We start from the raw sequence: 18,875 nt of genomic DNA on the forward strand, positions 1-18,875 counted from the left end.
TTCATCTCTTCCCCTCTTTTTTTATATGCACAAATAAAGCATGATACGTTGCCATTATCCCTTCATTTCCCGTGAAGTCTCTTTCGTATATGCGAAGCATCGCACGAAAGAGTGAGGGACTTTGACAATATGATTCTTCATTACTATTGGTCGCTCCTACTTTACGAATAGAATGTAGAAACTCCCTAACTTCTGTAAATCTCTCTATGTAACACGTTTCAGAAACATGTACATCCCCTGTTTCTATCTCACATATATGGCGCAACTGATTTTTCGAATAAAAACGTTGCCCAATCGATGTTTCATTTTGTATATTTTTTTCTTCTTTCGCCCGCTGGAACGAAGCATGCAATTCTTGAAATGTTTCCTGCCCAAATGTTGAAAAGAGTAATATCCCCTCTATAGATAAATGACGAAATAAATTTGTTATCACTTGTTTTAAATCATTTAGCCATTGAAATGTGGCATTTGAAATAATGACATCATACGTTTCTTCTAGTCGTAATCTTTCGATATCCTCACAATAAAATGTTACATTGTTTACATTTTGTCTAGTTTTCGCAACTGCAATCATACTTTCGGCAAAATCAATAGCTGTAATTTGTGCTTTCGGAAATAAGTTTGATAATTGCTCTGTAACATATCCTGTCCCGCATCCAAGTTCTAAAATACGTATCGATGAATTTGCACTATATCGCCGATTCAATGTAGAAAGTAATGAATGCGCCATCTTTTTTTGTACATTTGCATATTGATCGTAGGATACAGCTGCCACGTTAAATCGTTTTTGTAGTAACGTTTTGTTGATCATGTCGTATCCCCTCTACAAATTGAATGATTTCATTTGCGCAATATTCAAAATTCGTTACGCATAATGCATGTCCAGCCTCACTTACTACTTTTAACTTAGCATTCGCATTCTCTGCCATACTATGAGCTGCAGATAATGGACATATCACATCCTGTTCTCCATGAAGAAGTAACAGCGGGACTTTGACATCTATTAATTCGTTTCTCATATCTGTTTCTATTAAATAATCTAAGCCTAATTGTAATGACTGAATCGAGTCTCCTTTAAAATTCAGCGCAATCTCTTCAAAACTCGTATTCTCTTTCAGTTCATCTTTTGTAAACATATTTTCATAAAACCGCTTGAGCGTATCTTCTTTCTTTCTCGCCACATTCTTTTTCAGCCGCTCTACATGCAAAGCATTATTCCATCCACTCATATAGTCGCTCGAATTTGTAAATTTGGCAGTACCACCAATTAGTACAATACCTTTTGTCTGAATCTTTTTATGTGCTTGAACTGCCGCTAACGCCCCTAATGACCATCCAACTAAAATGACATTTTCATCCTTTGCTACATCTATTACTCGACCTGCAAATTCACTTTGTTCTTTCACATTACGCCAATTGATACATTGAACAGAATACTCTTTAAAATACGGCAGAACTAAAGTCCAAACACCTTCTTCCATTCCCCACCCAGGAATAAAAATAATCTTTAGCTCTTTCATACGAAAAACCCCTCTTCTTTACCAATGCGTATAATATGGTGAATAGCCCATTGCAAATCAGCTATTGTATGTTGGGACGTAACTGCAAAACGGACCCGTGAACTATTAACTGGAACCGTTGGTGGACGAATTGCAATTGCAGCAATCCCTACCTGTTGCAACCTTTTACTAAACCGTAAAGCTGTTTCATTTGAACCGACTACGATCGGTACAATGTGAGTTGAGCTATTTCCAATATCAAAACCAGCTTCTCGTAAATGGTTTCTGAAATATGCTCCATTCTCTATAAGTCTCTCTCTTCTTTCATTATCTTCTTTTACAATTTCAATTGCTTTTTGTACCGCTCCTAACGTTCCTGGCGGTAATGCAGTAGTAAAAATAAAACTTCTCATCATATTGTGTAAATACTCTATATAAATTGCATCGCCTGTCAAATACGCACCATAACACCCTAAAGCCTTACTAAACGTCCCCATATGTATATCTATTCTTTGAGCAAGATCTTCTTCTATATGGGATAATCCAGCTCCGCCACTTCCATATATTCCACTCGCATGTGCTTCATCAACTATAAGAATTGCCCCGTATTTCTCTTTCAGCTCTACTAACTCCCTTACATACGCAGTATCACCATCCATACTAAAAACAGTATCTGTTACGATTAATTTCCGCTGTTCAGGTGACGCTGTTTTCAATAACTTCTCTAAATGATCCAAATCATTATGACGATACCTTTTATGCTCTGCCCCACTTAATATAATTCCATCAACAATGCTTGCGTGATTTAATTTGTCACTAAACACAATATCGTGACGACTCACTAATGAAGAGATCACACCAATATTTGCGGTATATCCACTATTCACAACTAAGGCTTTTTCAGTGCCTTTCCAATCGCATATACTTCTCTCAACCTCTTCATACAGTGAATAGTTCCCTACCACGAGCCTTGATGCTGTCGCCCCAGTTCCATATTTTCTTGTACATGCGATAGCAGCTTCTTTTAACCTTTCATCTCCAGCTAACCCTAAATAATTATTTGACGCTAAATTTAGCATCCTTTTCTCATCTCGAATAAGCCATGTCTCTTCTGCTTGTTCTGTTACATGCAAATTACGATACTGCCCTCGCTCATGTAATTGTTGCAATTTAGATTGAAGATGTGTGCGCCACGTTTGATTCATTTCGGATAAGCTCCTCTAATTTTGAAATCATTATATATTCTTTAACAGATTCCAAGACTTCTTCTTTTGTAAACTCACCTGCAAAGAATGGTAATAAACCTAAAACTGGTACCCCACTTAGCTCTTCAATCATTTCTTTATTTTCTTGCACTCTTTCCATTTCGCATTCTTTGCAGCCAGATAAAATGACACCTGCTACTGTTAAACCATATGCCTTTGCATAAGCGATCGTTAAAACTGTATGATTTACTGTTCCTAATGTAGGGCGTGCTACTACAATAAGTGGAAGTTGTAATTCTTTTGCGAAATCAATTACTAAAGCGTCCTCTGTATATGGAACAGCTAATCCACCTGCTCCTTCTACAAGTAGACTATTAAAATCTTTCAATCGTTCATTATAGTGATGAATAATGTCTTTTAACGTTACTGTCCTTCCAGCTCTTTTCATGGCAAGTCTCGGGGCAAGCGGCTCTTCAATAGAGTAAGGGCAAATTTCCTCTTCTTTTGTCGGTACACCTGATAATGCTTTTAGCCTTGCTGCATCTCCCTCTGGATTTGATGCAACATGTCCACTTTGCAACGGTTTATATACCCCGATGTTATATCCCAGTTCTCTAAATACACCTGCTAATGCACCGGCGACAACAGTTTTCCCCACTTCAGTATCCGTTGCTGTTATAAAAAAACCGCTCATTATTCTCCCTCCGTAACATCCGAGATTGCTTTATACAAAATACGTAACATATCATCAATCTCATCAATTGTAGAAGCAAGAGGGGGCATAAATACAATCGTATTACCGAGCGGGCGCAAAATCATACCCAGCTCCCTTGAGCGTTTACATACTTGAACACCGACTCTCTCTGTCCATTCAAACGCTTCTTTCGTTTCCTTATTCTTCACAAGTTCAATTCCAACCATTAACCCGCATTGACGAATATCCCCTACATGTTTATATGCAAAGAGGTCTTCTAATTGCGTCGCCACATATTCTGTTTTACGTGCCACCTCTTCTATTAAATTTGTTTTTTCATATAGTTCTAGATTCGCAATTGCTACCGCACACCCTAATGGATTCCCTGTATAACTATGTCCGTGGAAAAATGTTTTTTGTTCTTCATAGCCTCCTAAAAAGGCATTATAAATTTCATCTGTCGTTACAGTAATTGCAACTGGTAAATATCCGCCCGTTAAACCTTTTCCGGCTGTCAAAATATCCGGCGTTACATTTTCATGTTCACATGCAAACATTTTTCCAGTACGCCCAAATCCAGTCGCTACCTCGTCTGTAATAAATAGAACATTATATTTTGTACATAAATTACGTAGCCCTTTTAAGTATCCTTTTGGCATTGTAATCATACCGCCAGCACCTTGCATTAAAGGTTCTACAATAATCGCCGCAATCTCTTCATGTTTATCTTTCAGCAGCTCTTCCATTTCTTCTAAATGCTTTTTTACAATTTCCTCCTTATTATTTCCATAAGGAGAACGATATGTATATGGATAAGGCATTTTAATCGCTTCGAATAAAAGCGAACTATACACTTGGTGAAACAAGTCTATTGCTCCCACTGAAACAGCTCCAATTGTGTCACCATGATACGCTTCTTTTAATGTAACAAATCTTTGTTTCTTCGGTTTTCCTTTATGCTGCCAATATTGAAAGGCCATCTTAATTGCAATTTCAACAGCGCTAGAACCGGAGTCTGAATAAAACACTTTCTTCAAACCTTCTGGTACAACTTCAATTATTTTTTCGGCTAATAAAATAGATGGAACGTTAGCAAGCCCTAACATAGTAGAATGGGAAATTTTATTTAATTGCTCACGAATTGCCTCATCTAGTTCTGGCACTTGATGTCCATGAACATTTAACCAAATAGACGAAACACCGTCCCAATATTCATTTCCATTTACATCGTATAGCTTTCTTCCCTCTCCCCGTTCAATAATGACAGGATCTTCTTCTAAATAATCCTTCATTTGTGTAAACGGATGCCATACATAGGCCTTATTTTTCTCCGATAACTCTTCATATGTATATGATGGTTTGTCAGTCGTACTCTTACTAAAAGTCACAATTGTCACCCCTAATGTTAACTAGTTTATAAATATAGTTAACATTAAAACTAAATGACTGTCAATTATTTTTAAATCAAGTAGTTCTTAAAAAAGAACAACTTATCATACGATAAGTTGTTCTACTTTCCATGTTGTATCTTTCCGATTTCTAAAATAATCTCTTCATCTTTTTTTCCTTCTGTTTCAATTCCAAGTTGTTTTGCATGTTCAATCAATAGATCATGGCGCTTCTCAAATCTAGCCTTATTTACTTCTTTCGTAATTTCTTCTTTTGTTTTTCCATCAGTAGAAACCCCTAGTTTCGTAGCTGCTTTCTCCATCGACTTCTTCTCTTCAGCTTCTTTCGCTTTCTTCACTTCTAACTGCTGTATTTGCTTTTGCTTCGCCTGCTCTGATTCAGCTGCAAAAGCTGTGTAAATGCCAGCACTTCCGCCAATGACTAGTAAAGTGGTAAAAAGAATTATTTTTTTCTTCACTCTTTCCTCCCCTTTCAAATTCATTATAACGCACATTTTCCCAGGATTAAAATCGTTCTCCTTTATTCCCCTAAAAAATCATTGAATATTTTTATTGACATGTGAGACGAATATATGATAAAAATTTAACTAACATCATATGAATCGGCATTGATAGGATTTAGTAGTATTTCGATTTCTGCTTTCAGAGAGCTGGTGGTCGGTGCGAACCAGTACAGAGCGAATTATGAATTACCCCCTGGAGCTTCTTTTGCGAAACGTAAGGAGTAGTGAAAGACGGTTATAGACCGTTATATCTAAAGAGTGGTGAAACGACACTGTTTCACAATTTAGGGTGGTACCGCGAATTTTTCGTCCCTGCATATGTTGCAGGGGCGTTTTTATTTTATTAGCGCATATCATACGACCCTTTATTTTGTGATACATTCATTTCACAAGCTAGGGTGGTACCGCGATTTCTTCGTCCCTGCATAATTATATGCAGGGACGTTTTTTTATCCAATCATTTCCGTATCATATTAAAGAAACAACAATTACCGGTAATTTGTCACAAAATTCTAAAATTTAGAAGGAAATAAACAATATTGGCGAATTTTATATAAAAAAGAGCTATTTTAGATTACTTAGGAGGGGAAAACAATGGTTTCAAAAATTGAATCTGTTCTTTTAACAGTATTTATCTTTTTCTGCATTGGCTTTAGTGTTATCAAATTAGAAGTTTCACCACACATCCCAATTTTATTTGGTATCGTTCTTTTATTAGCATTTGGATTTATGAAAAAAATTGATTGGTCTACGATGGAAAAAGGAATGATAAGTAGTATTTCAGCTGGTATTCCATCTATTTTTATATTCTTACTTGTAGGCGTATTAATTAGTGTTTGGATCGCTGCTGGAACAATTCCAACTTTAATGGTATACGGCTTCCAGCTTGTATCTCCAAAAATTTTCATTCCAACTGTTTTTGTTGTTTGTGCAATTGTTGGAACAAGTATCGGTAGTGCCTTTACAACTGCCGCAACTGTAGGACTTGCCTTTATGGGCATGGGTAGTGCTCTCGGATACGATCCTGCTCTAATCGCTGGTGCAATTATTTCTGGTGCATTCTTTGGGGATAAAATGTCTCCTTTATCTGATACAACAAACCTAGCGCCAGCTGTAACGGGTGTAGATTTATTTGAGCATATTCGTAACATGCTTTGGACAACAGTTCCAGCTTTCATTATTGCTTTTATCGCATTTTTCATTTTAGGAAGCGGTACTAGTGGAGACGTTGACTTCACAAACTTCATTAGCGCATTAGAGAAAAATGCAACGATTTCTATCTTTACACTTATTCCAATTTTATTACTGTTCCTATTCGCATTTAAAAAAGTTCCAGCAGTTCCAACATTACTTGCTGGAATTATAGTAGGGATCATTATCCTCTTTATATTTAAACCTAGTACTTCTTTAACTGATTTAATGAAAATTATGCAAGACGGTTACGTTTCTAAAACTGGTATGAAAGATATTGATAGCTTATTATCTCGCGGTGGCCTGCAAAGTATGATGATGTCAATCGCTCTTATTTTCCTAGCTCTTTGTATGGGAGGATTATTACAAGGAATGGGTATTATTACGCAGCTAATGAATATCATCTCTAGCTTCGTAAAAACTAGCACACGCTTAATTATTTCTACTGCTTCAACTGCAATCGGTGTGAACTTCTTACTTGGGGAGCAGTACTTATCTATCGTTTTAACAGGACAAGCATTCGCTAATAAATATGATGAAGTCGGTTTAGAACGTCGTAATTTATCACGTGTATTAGAAGATGCAGGTACAGTTATTAACCCGCTCGTACCATGGGGAGTAAGTGGCGTGTTCTTATCGAACGTCCTTGGCGTTCCAACTTTTGATTACGTTCCATTCGCAATCTTCTGCTTAGCTTGTCCAGTTGTAACAATCATCGTCGGCTTTACTGGATTTGGCCTTTCATGGAAGAAGGAAAAAGCTGTAACACTTTCATAATATATTAAAAAGGATTACCTGAATCGGTAATCCTTTTTATATTTCTCCACTATCTATTTGCTTTCTTTCTTCTAAATAACAGAAGGAATCCTGCTCCAACAAACGCCAAACCTGCTCCAATTGTAGAAACAACACTTGTACCTGTTTTCGGTAAATCACGTTCTTCTTTCTTTTCACTTACAGTTGTTGTTTCTTTTGCGTTTTGATTATCCGTTGTAGTTTGTCCAGATCCTGTATTATTACCTTCATCTGTTGGTGGTGTCGTTGGATTTTCTCCATTATTTCCTTTACCTGTTGGTGGTGTTGTTGGATTTTCTCCATTATTTCCTTCACTTGTTGGTGGTGTCGTTGGATTTTCTCCATTATTTCCTTCACCTGTTGGCGGTGTTGTTGGATTCTCTCCACCAGTTTCTTTATCATCATCGTTCTTCTTCGTTATATCAATTGCATATTTAGCAAATTCATTTTCAGATGGTCCAACATATGATATTTTTCCATCTTTCTTTATATACTTTTGTGCATTTGGTGAAGAATCGAATGTTGTATGTAATTTATCGGCAACAATCGGTTTAAACGTCCAATTTTTATCTGCTGCTGGATCAATAACTGGCGTTTCTTGCATATACTTCACAATGATTTGACGCGTTTCATCTTGTGATTGGTATACAACCTCCCCTTTGCTTACACCCGGGAACGTTTGGCTGCTTCCGCGATAGTTATTTGTAGCGACGATGAATTCTTGATTGTCAGCTACTGGCTTCCCTTCATATGTCATATTTACAATACGGTTCGTATTTGCATTTACAACTTTTCCATCTTTATCGTATTTCGCCGGTTGTGTTACATCAATTTCGTATTTTAAGCCATCTAAAATATCGAAGTTATATGTAGGATAACCTATATTTACTAACGGCTGTTCTTCTGTTTTCTTTGGATCAATTTGATTAAACTGACCTGCAGACATTTCAAGCCATTCTTTCACTTGTGCCCCATTTACTTTTACAGCATATAACGTATTTGGATATACATATAAATCTGCCACGTTTTTAATCGCTAACGTTCCAGCTGGAATGTCCGTATAATATGTAGCACCGTTTCGGCCACCTGCTTTAAATGGTGCACCCGCAGATAAAACTGGAATTCCTTTATATTTTTCGTACTCTGGTTTTTTAAATTCCTCTTCTACATACCATTTTTGTGCATTTGTCACAAGTTGTACAGAAGGATCATCCTGTACTAATGAGAAATAACTATTAATTGGCGCTGTCGTTTTTCCTACAGCAGTATTCACATAATCAATTGTCGCTTGATGATCATCTTTAATTTCATTAACTAAATTTTGATCAGATTGTACGAGTGGGTTTCCTTTACTATCAGCAATCGGACGAAGTTGCGGCTTCGATTGCTCTTTTTGTACTTCCCATTTTCCATTTACTTTTTTCAATTGCATATCAATAATACCTAAGTTACTTCCAAAGACACCAGGCATTACAACTGGAACACCATTAAATACGTCCTTCACTTCCGTATGTGAATGTCCCATTAATACTGCATCTACACCAGGAACTTCTGTTAAATAATACGATGCGTTTTCCATGCCAACGTTGTATCCACTCTTATCAACACCTGAATGCGCTAGTGCAACGATAACATCGGCACCTTCTGCTTTCATTTTTGGCACCATTTTTTTCGCTGTTTCAACTATATCTTTTGCTTTCACTTTTCCTTCTAGATTTGCTTTATCCCAGTTCATAACTTGAGGTGGAACAAATCCCATTACGCCAATTTTCACTTTTTGTTTTTGACCTGATTCATCTTCTACTTCTTTTTCAAAAACATGATATGGTTTAAAGTAATTTTGATCATTCTCTTCATTATTATCTTTATCATCTTTATAGACGTTCGAGTTAATAACCGGGAATTCTGTTTTACTAATTACTTTGTTTAAATAATCTAAACCGTAGTTAAATTCATGATTCCCAAGAGAGATGACGTCATACTTCATTAAATTCATTAAACGATATAATGGGTGCGTATAACTAGGATCCACAGGCTTCTTCGGATCATTTATTTTATTCGCTACATAATCTCCAAGCGGTGTCCCTTGTAATGCATCCCCATCATCAAACAGGACAGAGTTTTTCGCTTCTTCACGTGCTTTATTCACAAGTGTTGCAGTTTGCACGAGACCTACTTTATTATCGGTTTTCGTTTGATAATAATCGTAATTCATTAAGTTAACGTGAATATCTGATGTTTCTAGAATTCGTAAGTTAACCGTACTCTCCCCAGTTTGCTCATCCGCATGAGCTGCTGCTGGCAATACTTGCGGCGCTATAACACCAATAGCAAGAGTTGCTCCAGCTAGCATTTTTTTTGACTTTTTCACAAAAAATCCCCCTTATACAATTACCAAAAATAATGAAATGAATCCATCTCTAATTACATACCTTTTTTCTTCTATTGGAGATAAGATTTTCATTTCATCCTGCGTTAATGAGTAGTCCTCTTAAACGCTCGATTGGTGAGATTTTACTCATCGGGAAATAAAGCCCTACTAATTAAAATTTCACCTTATCTGACATTATCATATATAATGTACTTTCATATCGTCAATATTTTTTGACATACTTCTACAAATTTTCTGTAAAGTTATTGTAAACTTTTCATAAACATATAATATGCCCTTACATTGTTAATACTGCTGAATATGATACAATTACCAATTACAAGGAGGATGAATTTATGAAAAAAGTCATCTTAACAATTGTTTGTCTCCTCCTTCTAATCATTTCTTATTCTTATTTTGAAAAGAACGATGAGACAAAACAAAATGAACCCGAAGAAAAAACAGAAAAAACATCTACTCCAAGTTGGATTGATAAGCAAACAAACGATTCCTTCTATCATCTCGTACTAGGTGATTCGCTCGCCAAAGGATATGGATCGACACAAGGTGGATTTGCTGAATTAGCCTCTAAACAAATAGAAGCACAAATTCATAAACCAATTACTGTAGAAAACCTTGGGATAAACGGTCTTACAACAGATCGTCTCGCTAAAAAGGTTGAATCAGAAGATGTAAAGCAAAAAATTAGAGCAGCCAATATTATTACAATTAATATTGGGGGAAATAATTTGTTTCGCTTAAATCGTGATGTCGGTGTTATAGACGGTATTAAAATGTTAAATAAAGAAAAAGCTCATTTTGAAGCGGATGTAAAAAATATTGTAAAGACAGTCCGAGATCAAAATCCGGATGCTTTACTCATTCTTTCTGAACTCTATAACCCGTTACAACTCGATGACTCCATCGCAAGTTATGCAGATATGTTTTTAGATGGCTGGAATGAATCTGTTTATTCCATTGCAAAAGCAAATCAACCATCTATCGTTTTACCAATTCGCAAATTAATATCAAATGATAAGAAAGAATTACTCTTTGACCAAGTACACCCTAACGATAAAGGCTATTCGATTATTGCCGATTCCTTTACAAAAAAAGTGTTGGCCTACAAATATTAAAATTCATATGAAACAATTCTATTTTTATAACATGTCTTTTTTGTTACAATGAGAGTGGAAGGGGGCCTTTATATGGAATCACGCGAGTGGGAACGTATTGTTGATCATCTTCTTTCGCTAGTGCCTCTTTTTTATCGCAAATTTATGCTTCCTGGAGAATTTTCTTCTCAAAGACATATGCCGCCATCACATACACAAGTATTACTGCTTCTGCATGAAAATGGCACATTAGCAGTTTCCGAAATCGGCAAGCGGCTAGCGATTTCACGGCCTAACATGACACCTCTATTAAACAAACTGATCCAAGAAGAACTAATAGAGCGTCATTATAGCGAAAAAGATCGACGGGTCATTTTAATTTCCCTGACAGCTGAAGGGAAATTGTTAGTAAATCAGTATCAACAATTCATTTTAGACAAATTAAAAGAAAATTTCCAAACGTTATCTGAGGAAGAACGTGAAAAACTCATTCACTCTCTTCAAACCATTCAAAATTTAATTTTGAAAACAAACGCATAAAGCTGCTTCTAAATAGAAGCAGCTTTATGATTCGTAATAATTACCATAATATACATTTGAATATGGCCATGTCGTTAAATACGGTTTATGTTCTTGCGTAGGCTGTTGTTGTGCTATTTGCTGAAATTGTTGCTGTTGATACACTCCAACTTGCTGCCTCATATCATTTACTGGATAATAATTTGTATATGGGTATACTTGAGGTACATAGTAATAATACATTCATTCTCTCCCCCTTTTTCTTAAACATATTCAAAGGAGAAAATGAATGTGCCATTCTTTATATTTGTACAAGTGGTTCTCTCACTTTTTTCTTTCTATTCTTCAAACGTAACTTACGGTTCTTTTCATACAAATAATGCACAACAAAATATGAAATTACCCCAAACACAACTCCTAAAATCGTCATTCCAATTAATACATACACTTCACTTTGTAATAACCCCTTTAATATCGTAAAAATATGACTCGAAAACAAGTCAGATATTGTAAAGGGTTCATGATGTATTTTTTTCACATGAAATGGATAAATCATTTTTCCTAACGCATAAGCAAATGGAAATAAAAATACCGGTAAAAATGATATTTTCCCGATAATATTGCCAATCACCGCAGCAGGAAAAGATCCCTTTGCTAACCTGACGATTGGATAAAATATTAAATAGACGAGCGATGCTGTATATATAACCAACATCTCTAAACCAAAACCAATCGCAAAACCTAACGATACTTTCTTCGCTCCTTCTGGTGATCGAAGCAACTTATAATATTGAAACTTTAATATTCTCCACATCCGCTGAAAAAACGAATATGTTTTCTTAGTTGTTTTCAAATTCATCATCTCTTTAACTATATTTTTTTATCTAGTATGTCCTTACATGATATGAAAAACAAATTTAGTTTACTCTTTTTATTATAAATGATATAAAGATGGTTAACCAAATATACATACGACATTTCAATATAAAAAAGCACACCTCCAGTTATTTATATCTAACAACTGAAGGTGTACATCCTTTAGGAAAGCTCTTCTACATTTTTAAATAAACTTACTAATAATGCTTTTTGCGCATGCAATCGATTACCGGCTTGCTCAAATACGATAGATTTTGGTCCATCTATAATTTCGCCTGTTACTTCTTCTTCACGATGGGCAGGTAAACAGTGTAAGAAACGATACGTTTGCTTCGCATGCTTAACAAGTTCTTTATTAATTTGGTATGGTTGAAATAAAGTATATTTCTCTTCTTCTCCCTCTTGCCCCATGCTCATCCAAACGTCAGTATAAATGAAATCTGCTTCACTCACCGCTAATTCAGGATTATGCAAAATTTCAATTTCCGCTCCTGTTTCTTCAGCAATCGCTAATGCTTTTTTTACGATTTCCTCATTCGGTTCATACCCTACAGGTGTTGCAACAGTCATATGCATTCCGACTTTTGCACTCGCTAACAACAATGAATGACATACATTATTTCCGTCACCGACGTAAGCCAATTTTATTCCTTTAAATGTATTTTTTTCTTCGTATATTGTCATTAAGTCTGCCAATGCTTGACAAGGATGATGATCGTCCGTTAAACCGTTAATTACTGGTATGCTCGATTCTTTCGCAAGCTCTTCTACATCAGCATGTGAGAATGTACGTATCATGATCCCGTCAATATACTGCGATAATACTTTCGCAGTATCTGAAACGCTCTCCCCTCTTCCAATTTGCATCTCTTTTCCACTTAAAAACATACCGTGTCCCCCGAGCTGTACCATTCCTGCTTCAAAAGATACGCGAGTACGAGTTGAATGTTTATCAAAGATAAGCCCTAATATTTTGCCTTGCAGTAAAGGCTCTTGCTTATTCTTTTTTAAATATATTGCGAACTCAATTAAAGAAATAATTTCTTCTTTCGTTAATTCTTCTAGTGTTAAAAGGTCTTTCGTATTTAATTTCGGTACTTGTACAGTTGACATGAAACTTCCCCCTTATATAATTGATACGTTTTTTGTACAAACTACTTTTTTTATCATATATACTGCCTGTTCTAATTCTTCATTCGTCACAATAAGTGGTGGTAATAGTCTTATAACAGTAGGCCCTGCTTGTAATACGAGAAGCCCTTCTTTTTCTAGTTGTTCTATAAAACTTGCAACTTCATGCGTACATTCAATTCCAACCATAAGCCCCTTACCACGTATATTTTGAATACATTCGACATGTCGTAATTCCTCTTGCAACTTCTGTAATACGTACTCGCCCTTTTCCTTTACTTCTTTTAAAAACGATGGTCTTTTACTTACTTGCAATACTTCTTTCGCTGCAGCCATTGCAACATAATTCCCGCCAAACGTTGAACCATGTGATCCTGCAGGAAACGATGTTCCAAGTTCTTTCCTACCAATCATTGCTCCGACAGGAATCCCGTTTCCAAGTGCCTTTGCGACGGTAACGATATCAGGTTTTATTCCCATTTGTTCGTAAGCAAATAATGTCCCTGTTCTTCCGATCCCTGTTTGGACTTCGTCTATAATAAATAAGGACCCGAACTTCTTACATAATGCTTCAATCGCTTTCAAAAAAGATAGATCAGCAAGTATGACTCCTCCCTCTCCTTGAACAACTTCTATCATTACTGCCGCAACTTCTTCATTCATTACTTCCTCTAATGCCTTTATATCGTTAAAAGGCGTATGTAAAAAAGAGGGAAGGAGCGGACCAAATCCTTCTTTCACTTTATTTTGCCCCGTCGCACTCATCGTTCCAAATGTTCTACCGTGAAAAGACTGCTCACACGTTACGACGAGAGATTTTCCAGTATGCTTACGGGCTAACTTCAAAGCTGCTTCATTCGCCTCTGCCCCGCTATTACAGAAGAACACATAATCTAATGCTATGTTTTCTGTTAATAATGACGCGACTTCTTCTTGTAAGCTGTTTGTAAACAGGTTAGATATATGCCATATTTCATGCAGTTGCTCTTGTACAGCTTTCATAACAGTAGGATGACAATGTCCTAAATTACATACACCGATTCCTGATGTGAAATCTAAATATTGCTTACCGTTATGATCAATAACTTTCGTTCCCTTTCCCTTTACAAACTCAATCCTTCTTCTTCCATACGTTTGAAAAAGATGACTTGTCATACAATACTCACACCCCTCGTTACCGTCGTTCCGATACACTCACCTGTAACCTCGGTAAAATCCTTCGTCCCATTTACGATACTAACCTTTTGCACTCCCATTTTTAATGATGCTAGTGCTGCCTGTACTTTCGGAATCATCCCACCGGTAATAACACCATTTTCTATTAAATTCACAATTTCAAATTCATCCGTTTTCTTTAGTAACTTTCCTTCATGTAATACCCCATCTACATCTGTAATAAAAATGAGCTCTTTTGCAGATAATGCAGCCGCAATTCCAGCTGCGGCGGTATCTGCATTTATGTTATAAATCTCATTATCATTTATGCCGACCGGAGCAATAACAGGAATATAATTCATATTTATTAATCCTTTTAGTAAGGCCGTTTCGACATACCTTACTTCTCCCACATATCCTATCTCCTCACTGAAAGGTTGAACTTGAAGTAACTTGCCATCACACCCTGAGCAACCTACCGCACGTAAATTATGCTTTTGTAAATTCATTACAAGTTTTTTATTCGTACTTCCGCATAGCACCATTTGAACAATATCCATAACTTCTTTTGGTGTTACCCGTAATCCATCTTTTTTTTCTACGTTGATGTTACAATCTTTTAATTTGGCATCAATTTCTGGGCCACCGCCATGGACAATCACTACTTTATACTTCTGTTGTAATTTCTTTATACAATCAAAAAACACATCATGTAATTGATCCAACATACTACCGCCGCATTTCACTACAATATAATCGCTCATCTTCCCTCTCCTTATGTACGATAACAAGCGTTTATTTTCACATATTCATAGCTTAAGTCACAGCCCCAAGCTGATCCGGTCCCTTCTCCTAAATGTAAATACACATCAATCATAATTTCATGTTCTTGTAACCTCATTTTCATTTCCTCTTCAGAAAACATTTGAGGTTCACTATTTTTCAGCACCGCAATAGATTGAAGAGTAATATCAATTGTATTTGGGTTAATCGCGACTTCACTTTGTCCAATGGTACTAATAATTCGCCCCCAGTTTGGATCTTCACCATGTATTGCTGTTTTCACAAGACTCGAACCGACTATTTGCTTTGCAATTTTCTTTGCCTCTTCATTCGTTCGAGCTCCTAACACATTTACTTCTATTAACTTCGTAGCGCCTTCACCATCTTGTGCGATTTTTTTCGCTAAATCTTCACATACCTTCTGTAAAGCAAATATGAAAGTTTCCCAATCTGCATGTTCCATATTGATTGGTTTCGTTTCTGATAATCCACTTGCCATAACGATGACCATATCATTCGTAGAAGTATCTCCATCTACCGTAATTTGATTGAATGTATGATTCGTGATTTGTGATAATGCTGTTTGTAATACGTCATGCTCTATATGAGCGTCTGTCGTAATAAAACTTAGCATCGTTGCCATATTTGGATGAATCATCCCTGAACCTTTCGCAACACCAGCAATCACCACCTTCTTCCCATCAATCACCATTTCATAGCAAGTTTCTTTCGTTATAAGATCCGTCGTTAAGATCGCTTCAGAAAAAGAATGAGCTTCCCTTTCTTCCTTCGCTGGGATAAGAGTAGCAATCCCATTTCGGATTATATCCATCGGCAGCGGAACACCAATTACACCTGTTGAAGCTACTGCAACATAATTTTCTTTCAATCCAAAATGTTCTGCTCCTAATGTACGCATCTCGTAAGCATCTTGTAATCCTTTCATTCCTGTACAAGCATTTGCATTTCCACTATTAACGATAATAGCTTGTAATTTCCCCTCAGTCGCTATACTATCCTTCGTTACTTGCAAGGGAGCTGCTTGTATTTGATTTGTTGTATAAACAGCAGCACATGATGCTGGTGTATCACAAACGATTGCCCCTAAATCCTTTTTCTCTTTTTTCAAACCAATTGCAGTGCCAATGGCCGAGAAACCTTTTGGAGTTACAATCGAACCATTTTCTACTTTTGTAATAGACGCTACTTTAATCATCATGTCCCCCCTTATAGATAAAGCGGCATATGTTGTAAACCTGTTGTTTCTTCTAGTCCCGCTATTATGTTTGCATTTTGAATTGCTTGCCCAGCCGCACCTTTCATCATATTGTCTATAACAGAAACGACTGTCACTCTTCCTGTTCTTTCATCGTAAGCTATCCCCATATCACAATAATTTGAGCCCCTCACTTCTTTCGGACTTGGAAACTCTCCTTGCGTACGAATTCGAACAAAAGCCGATTGTTCATACGTTTCTTCATATAATTTTTGAAGTTGTTCTATTTCCATTTCTCGCTTTACTTTCGCATAAAGTGTAACCATAATTCCACGTGATATCGGTATTAAATGTGTACTAAACGTGATTGGCTTCGTTTCCCTATTCCACTCCGCAAGCATTTGCTCAATCTCAGGAACGTGTTGATGCTCATTTACTTTATAAATACGCAAGTTATCGTATAACTCAGGAAAGTGAGTCATCGTTGTTGGCGTTTTTCCTGCTCCAGATACTCCTGATTTCGCATCAATAATAATGGAATCTTCTTCAATTATGCCGCTACGAACTAATGGCAATGTCGCTAATAATGCAGCTGTAGCAAAACATCCCGGATTTGCAATTAAATTTGCATTTTGAACCTCGGACCTTTTCCATTCACTTAGGCCATATACAGCTTTACTAAGAATTTCTTCTTTTGCAGCTGTCCTTTTATACCACTGTTCATATATGAAAGGATCTTTCATACGAAAGTCTCCAGATAGGTCAATTACTTTTAAACCTACTGCTAATAATTTTGGAGTTAACTCTGCTGATACTCCTGCCGGGGTTGCCAAAAATACAATTTCTGCTTCTTTCACTATTTCCTCCGCATCAATTTCTTGTAACGTATGAACAAGAACATTTTGAAAATGCGGATATACATTTGTTATACACTCGCCAACTTGTGAAAAAGAATGGAGAGATGCTATCGAAAAATATGGATGTTGTTCTAATAACCGAATTAACTCAATACCTCCATACCCAGTTGCTCCAATAATCGCGACTTTCATATGCTCCTCCTCATATCGATTCTTTAAATTAAGTATGATTATAATATTGTATATTTATAGAGTCAATTAAATATTTATAAATTTAATAAGCTTAAAAAACTTAATTTTACTAGAAAAACAATATACACAACATAATTTTTATACAAAAATATTGCATAGTAGTTTTTTTATTTCACTTCAAGTACAATAAAACAATACATACGTACATACAGGCGGGGAAAACATGAATGAAAAATTAATTGAGAAAATGATTATAAAAAGTTTTCAGCAATATCAATGTAATCCTATGTCAAATGAGGATCAGGAAATGCTTATTAAACATATTCAAACGATCATTCATTCAAATACTGAAATTGATGTATACGAGGCGGTTGAGGATATCGTTTACGATTATGTGACTGGAAAATAAAGTGAAACTTTAATCAGCCCTCACCAATCGGACTTTTATGGGCAGCCCGCCCCCCACCTAACTTCTTTGCTTTCGCTGCATTTTGAGGTGGGGGTCTTACTGCCCATTAAAGCGGGATAAAAAAAATAGGAGATTCCCATATGGAAATCTCCTATTTTTTACTTAATGATTTGCCTGCTACGCGCTCAAATAAACCTGGGAATAAAGCATAAAGTTTTGGACCAATGCCCATCCATTTCGGTAAGTTTACTTCACGCTTTTTCGTTTGCATCGCTTTTACAATTTTCTCTGCTACATATGTTGGTTTTAACATGTATCGTCCCATATTTTTCACATATGTACCGGATTGATCAGCTATTTCAAAAAAGTTTGTATCTATCGGACCTGGATTAATCGCTGTTACGAAAATATTTGTACTAGATAACTCCATGCGTAAACTATTCGTAAAGCCTAGTACTGCATGTTTCGTCGCTGCATACGCACTCGATTTCGGAGTTGCAATTTTCCCAGCAAGTGAAGCAACATTAATAATATGTCCTTCGTTTCTTTTCACCATATAAGGTAGTACCGCTTTCGTACAAGCTACTAATCCAAATACATTTACTTGGAACATATCTTTCACTTCATCCATTGATGCATCTTCAAACGTTTTAAAAATACCAAATCCTGCATTGTTTACTAATATATCAATACGTCCTACCTCTTGTAATACTTTTGAAAAAACAGATTGTACTTCCGTCTCTTCACTTACATCTAATACATAATAATAGCAAGGCGTATTATAAGTTTCTTTAATTTTGTCTGCTAGCGCTTTTAATTTCTCTTCTGTTCTAGCTATTAATACTGGAGTCGCCCCCTGCTCTGCAACTTGCATTGCAACTTGCTCTCCAATTCCACTAGAAGCACCTGTAATGACGATTACTTTATTTTGTAAACGTCCCGTCATTGCTGTCAC

Annotated in this window: 19 protein-coding genes and 1 other annotated feature; of the genes, 4 read left to right on the plus strand and 15 right to left on the minus strand. The window is 36.3% G+C overall.

The window, feature by feature from the left end; translation table 11 throughout:
- Position 1: 1 nt before the first annotated feature.
- From bioC to PDQ68_RS13040, 6 genes are all read right to left on the minus strand, one after another.
- Positions 2-811 (minus strand): malonyl-ACP O-methyltransferase BioC, encoded by an 810-nt coding sequence (bioC, locus tag PDQ68_RS13015; RefSeq protein ID WP_016718435.1) that lies wholly within the window; start codon positions 809-811, stop codon positions 2-4.
- Positions 777-1,520, minus strand: coding sequence for an alpha/beta fold hydrolase (locus PDQ68_RS13020; RefSeq protein ID WP_061183931.1), 744 nt, complete (start codon positions 1,518-1,520; stop codon positions 777-779). The genes bioC and PDQ68_RS13020 overlap by 35 nt, the downstream gene beginning before the upstream one ends.
- Entirely contained in the window at positions 1,517-2,704 is a 1,188-nt protein-coding gene (gene bioF, locus PDQ68_RS13025; protein WP_061183932.1) for an 8-amino-7-oxononanoate synthase, read from the minus strand. Before bioF ends, PDQ68_RS13020 begins: the two co-directional genes overlap by 4 nt.
- Positions 2,670-3,398 (minus strand): ATP-dependent dethiobiotin synthetase BioD, encoded by a 729-nt coding sequence (bioD, locus tag PDQ68_RS13030; protein WP_016718437.1) that lies wholly within the window; start codon positions 3,396-3,398, stop codon positions 2,670-2,672. Before bioD ends, bioF begins: the two co-directional genes overlap by 35 nt.
- Entirely contained in the window at positions 3,398-4,786 is a 1,389-nt protein-coding gene (gene bioA / locus PDQ68_RS13035; RefSeq protein ID WP_000144318.1) for an adenosylmethionine--8-amino-7-oxononanoate transaminase, read from the minus strand. The genes bioD and bioA overlap by 1 nt, the downstream gene beginning before the upstream one ends.
- A gap of 122 nt (positions 4,787-4,908) precedes the next feature.
- Complete coding sequence (locus PDQ68_RS13040; protein ID WP_061183942.1) at positions 4,909-5,265, minus strand: hypothetical protein; 357 nt, start codon at positions 5,263-5,265, stop codon at positions 4,909-4,911.
- A gap of 141 nt (positions 5,266-5,406) precedes the next feature.
- Positions 5,407-5,627: a binding site (T-box leader), on the plus strand.
- A gap of 277 nt (positions 5,628-5,904) precedes the next feature.
- Here PDQ68_RS13040 and nhaC point away from each other — a divergent pair.
- Complete coding sequence (nhaC, locus tag PDQ68_RS13045; protein ID WP_000253747.1) at positions 5,905-7,278, plus strand: Na+/H+ antiporter NhaC; 1,374 nt, start codon at positions 5,905-5,907, stop codon at positions 7,276-7,278.
- Positions 7,279-7,327: 49 nt separating this feature from the next.
- On the opposite strand, the gene cpdB is transcribed toward nhaC, so the two are convergent.
- Entirely contained in the window at positions 7,328-9,667 is a 2,340-nt protein-coding gene (gene cpdB, locus PDQ68_RS13050) for a bifunctional 2',3'-cyclic-nucleotide 2'-phosphodiesterase/3'-nucleotidase (protein ID WP_061183933.1), read from the minus strand.
- Positions 9,668-10,023: 356 nt separating this feature from the next.
- Here cpdB and PDQ68_RS13055 point away from each other — a divergent pair, with 356 nt between their 5' ends.
- Complete coding sequence (locus PDQ68_RS13055) at positions 10,024-10,803, plus strand: GDSL-type esterase/lipase family protein (protein WP_000755837.1); 780 nt, start codon at positions 10,024-10,026, stop codon at positions 10,801-10,803.
- 72 nt (positions 10,804-10,875) lie between these two features.
- Positions 10,876-11,322: a MarR family winged helix-turn-helix transcriptional regulator gene (locus PDQ68_RS13060; RefSeq protein ID WP_000445817.1), complete on the plus strand. Its 447-nt coding sequence runs from the start codon at positions 10,876-10,878 to the stop codon at positions 11,320-11,322.
- Between the two features lie 24 nt (positions 11,323-11,346).
- Here the strand turns inward: PDQ68_RS13060 and PDQ68_RS13065 are convergent, their stop codons facing one another.
- From PDQ68_RS13065 to argC, 7 genes are all read right to left on the minus strand, one after another.
- Positions 11,347-11,544 carry a hypothetical protein gene (locus tag PDQ68_RS13065; protein ID WP_016718441.1) on the minus strand — a complete coding sequence of 66 codons (198 nt, stop codon included), beginning with the start codon at positions 11,542-11,544 and terminating at the stop codon, positions 11,347-11,349.
- 58 nt (positions 11,545-11,602) lie between these two features.
- Positions 11,603-12,163: a DUF2062 domain-containing protein gene (locus PDQ68_RS13070; RefSeq protein WP_011040649.1), complete on the minus strand. Its 561-nt coding sequence runs from the start codon at positions 12,161-12,163 to the stop codon at positions 11,603-11,605.
- A 176-nt stretch (positions 12,164-12,339) separates the two neighbouring features.
- A complete protein-coding gene (argF, locus tag PDQ68_RS13075) occupies positions 12,340-13,290 on the minus strand; it encodes an ornithine carbamoyltransferase (protein WP_016718443.1) in 951 nt (316 codons plus the stop codon).
- A 12-nt stretch (positions 13,291-13,302) separates the two neighbouring features.
- On the minus strand, positions 13,303-14,463 hold the full coding sequence (gene argD, locus PDQ68_RS13080) for an acetylornithine transaminase (RefSeq protein WP_016718444.1): 1,161 nt from the start codon (positions 14,461-14,463) through the stop codon (positions 13,303-13,305).
- Complete coding sequence (gene argB, locus PDQ68_RS13085) at positions 14,460-15,227, minus strand: acetylglutamate kinase (RefSeq protein ID WP_016718445.1); 768 nt, start codon at positions 15,225-15,227, stop codon at positions 14,460-14,462. The genes argD and argB overlap by 4 nt, the downstream gene beginning before the upstream one ends.
- 11 nt (positions 15,228-15,238) lie before the next feature.
- The gene (argJ, locus tag PDQ68_RS13090) at positions 15,239-16,462 is read right to left on the minus strand and encodes a bifunctional glutamate N-acetyltransferase/amino-acid acetyltransferase ArgJ (RefSeq protein ID WP_016718446.1); all 1,224 of its coding nucleotides are present in this window, start codon (positions 16,460-16,462) and stop codon (positions 15,239-15,241) included.
- Between the two features lie 11 nt (positions 16,463-16,473).
- Complete coding sequence (argC, locus tag PDQ68_RS13095; RefSeq protein WP_016718447.1) at positions 16,474-17,511, minus strand: N-acetyl-gamma-glutamyl-phosphate reductase; 1,038 nt, start codon at positions 17,509-17,511, stop codon at positions 16,474-16,476.
- 223 nt (positions 17,512-17,734) lie between these two features.
- Between argC and PDQ68_RS13100 the strand changes: the two genes are divergently transcribed.
- Positions 17,735-17,920: a YqzH family protein gene (locus PDQ68_RS13100; RefSeq protein WP_001003210.1), complete on the plus strand. Its 186-nt coding sequence runs from the start codon at positions 17,735-17,737 to the stop codon at positions 17,918-17,920.
- A gap of 151 nt (positions 17,921-18,071) precedes the next feature.
- Here the strand turns inward: PDQ68_RS13100 and PDQ68_RS13105 are convergent, their stop codons facing one another.
- Positions 18,072-18,866: an SDR family oxidoreductase gene (locus PDQ68_RS13105; protein WP_061183934.1), complete on the minus strand. Its 795-nt coding sequence runs from the start codon at positions 18,864-18,866 to the stop codon at positions 18,072-18,074.
- Between the last annotated feature and the right edge of the window lie 9 nt (positions 18,867-18,875).

This window comes from Bacillus cereus group sp. Bc010 (genome assembly GCF_027716745.1).
Taxonomy (GTDB): domain Bacteria; phylum Bacillota; class Bacilli; order Bacillales; family Bacillaceae_G; genus Bacillus_A; species Bacillus_A pacificus.

What these genes read in the sequence shown, in the direction of transcription:
- bioC (WP_016718435.1), bottom strand. Translation starts at nt 811, where the DNA reads ATGATCAACAAAACGTTACTACAAAAACGATTTAACGTGGCAGCTGTA.
- PDQ68_RS13020 (WP_061183931.1), bottom strand. Translation starts at nt 1,520, where the DNA reads ATGAAAGAGCTAAAGATTATTTTTATTCCTGGGTGGGGAATGGAAGAA.
- bioF (WP_061183932.1), bottom strand. Translation starts at nt 2,704, where the DNA reads ATGAATCAAACGTGGCGCACACATCTTCAATCTAAATTGCAACAATTA.
- bioD (WP_016718437.1), bottom strand. Translation starts at nt 3,398, where the DNA reads ATGAGCGGTTTTTTTATAACAGCAACGGATACTGAAGTGGGGAAAACT.
- nhaC (WP_000253747.1), top strand. Translation starts at nt 5,905, where the DNA reads ATGGTTTCAAAAATTGAATCTGTTCTTTTAACAGTATTTATCTTTTTC.
- PDQ68_RS13055 (WP_000755837.1), top strand. Translation starts at nt 10,024, where the DNA reads ATGAAAAAAGTCATCTTAACAATTGTTTGTCTCCTCCTTCTAATCATT.
- PDQ68_RS13060 (WP_000445817.1), top strand. Translation starts at nt 10,876, where the DNA reads ATGGAATCACGCGAGTGGGAACGTATTGTTGATCATCTTCTTTCGCTA.
- PDQ68_RS13065 (WP_016718441.1), bottom strand. Translation starts at nt 11,544, where the DNA reads ATGTATTATTACTATGTACCTCAAGTATACCCATATACAAATTATTAT.
- PDQ68_RS13070 (WP_011040649.1), bottom strand. Translation starts at nt 12,163, where the DNA reads ATGATGAATTTGAAAACAACTAAGAAAACATATTCGTTTTTTCAGCGG.
- argF (WP_016718443.1), bottom strand. Translation starts at nt 13,290, where the DNA reads ATGTCAACTGTACAAGTACCGAAATTAAATACGAAAGACCTTTTAACA.
- argD (WP_016718444.1), bottom strand. Translation starts at nt 14,463, where the DNA reads ATGACAAGTCATCTTTTTCAAACGTATGGAAGAAGAAGGATTGAGTTT.
- argB (WP_016718445.1), bottom strand. Translation starts at nt 15,227, where the DNA reads ATGAGCGATTATATTGTAGTGAAATGCGGCGGTAGTATGTTGGATCAA.
- argJ (WP_016718446.1), bottom strand. Translation starts at nt 16,462, where the DNA reads ATGATTAAAGTAGCGTCTATTACAAAAGTAGAAAATGGTTCGATTGTA.
- argC (WP_016718447.1), bottom strand. Translation starts at nt 17,511, where the DNA reads ATGAAAGTCGCGATTATTGGAGCAACTGGGTATGGAGGTATTGAGTTA.
- PDQ68_RS13100 (WP_001003210.1), top strand. Translation starts at nt 17,735, where the DNA reads ATGAATGAAAAATTAATTGAGAAAATGATTATAAAAAGTTTTCAGCAA.
- PDQ68_RS13105 (WP_061183934.1), bottom strand. Translation starts at nt 18,866, where the DNA reads ATGACGGGACGTTTACAAAATAAAGTAATCGTCATTACAGGTGCTTCT.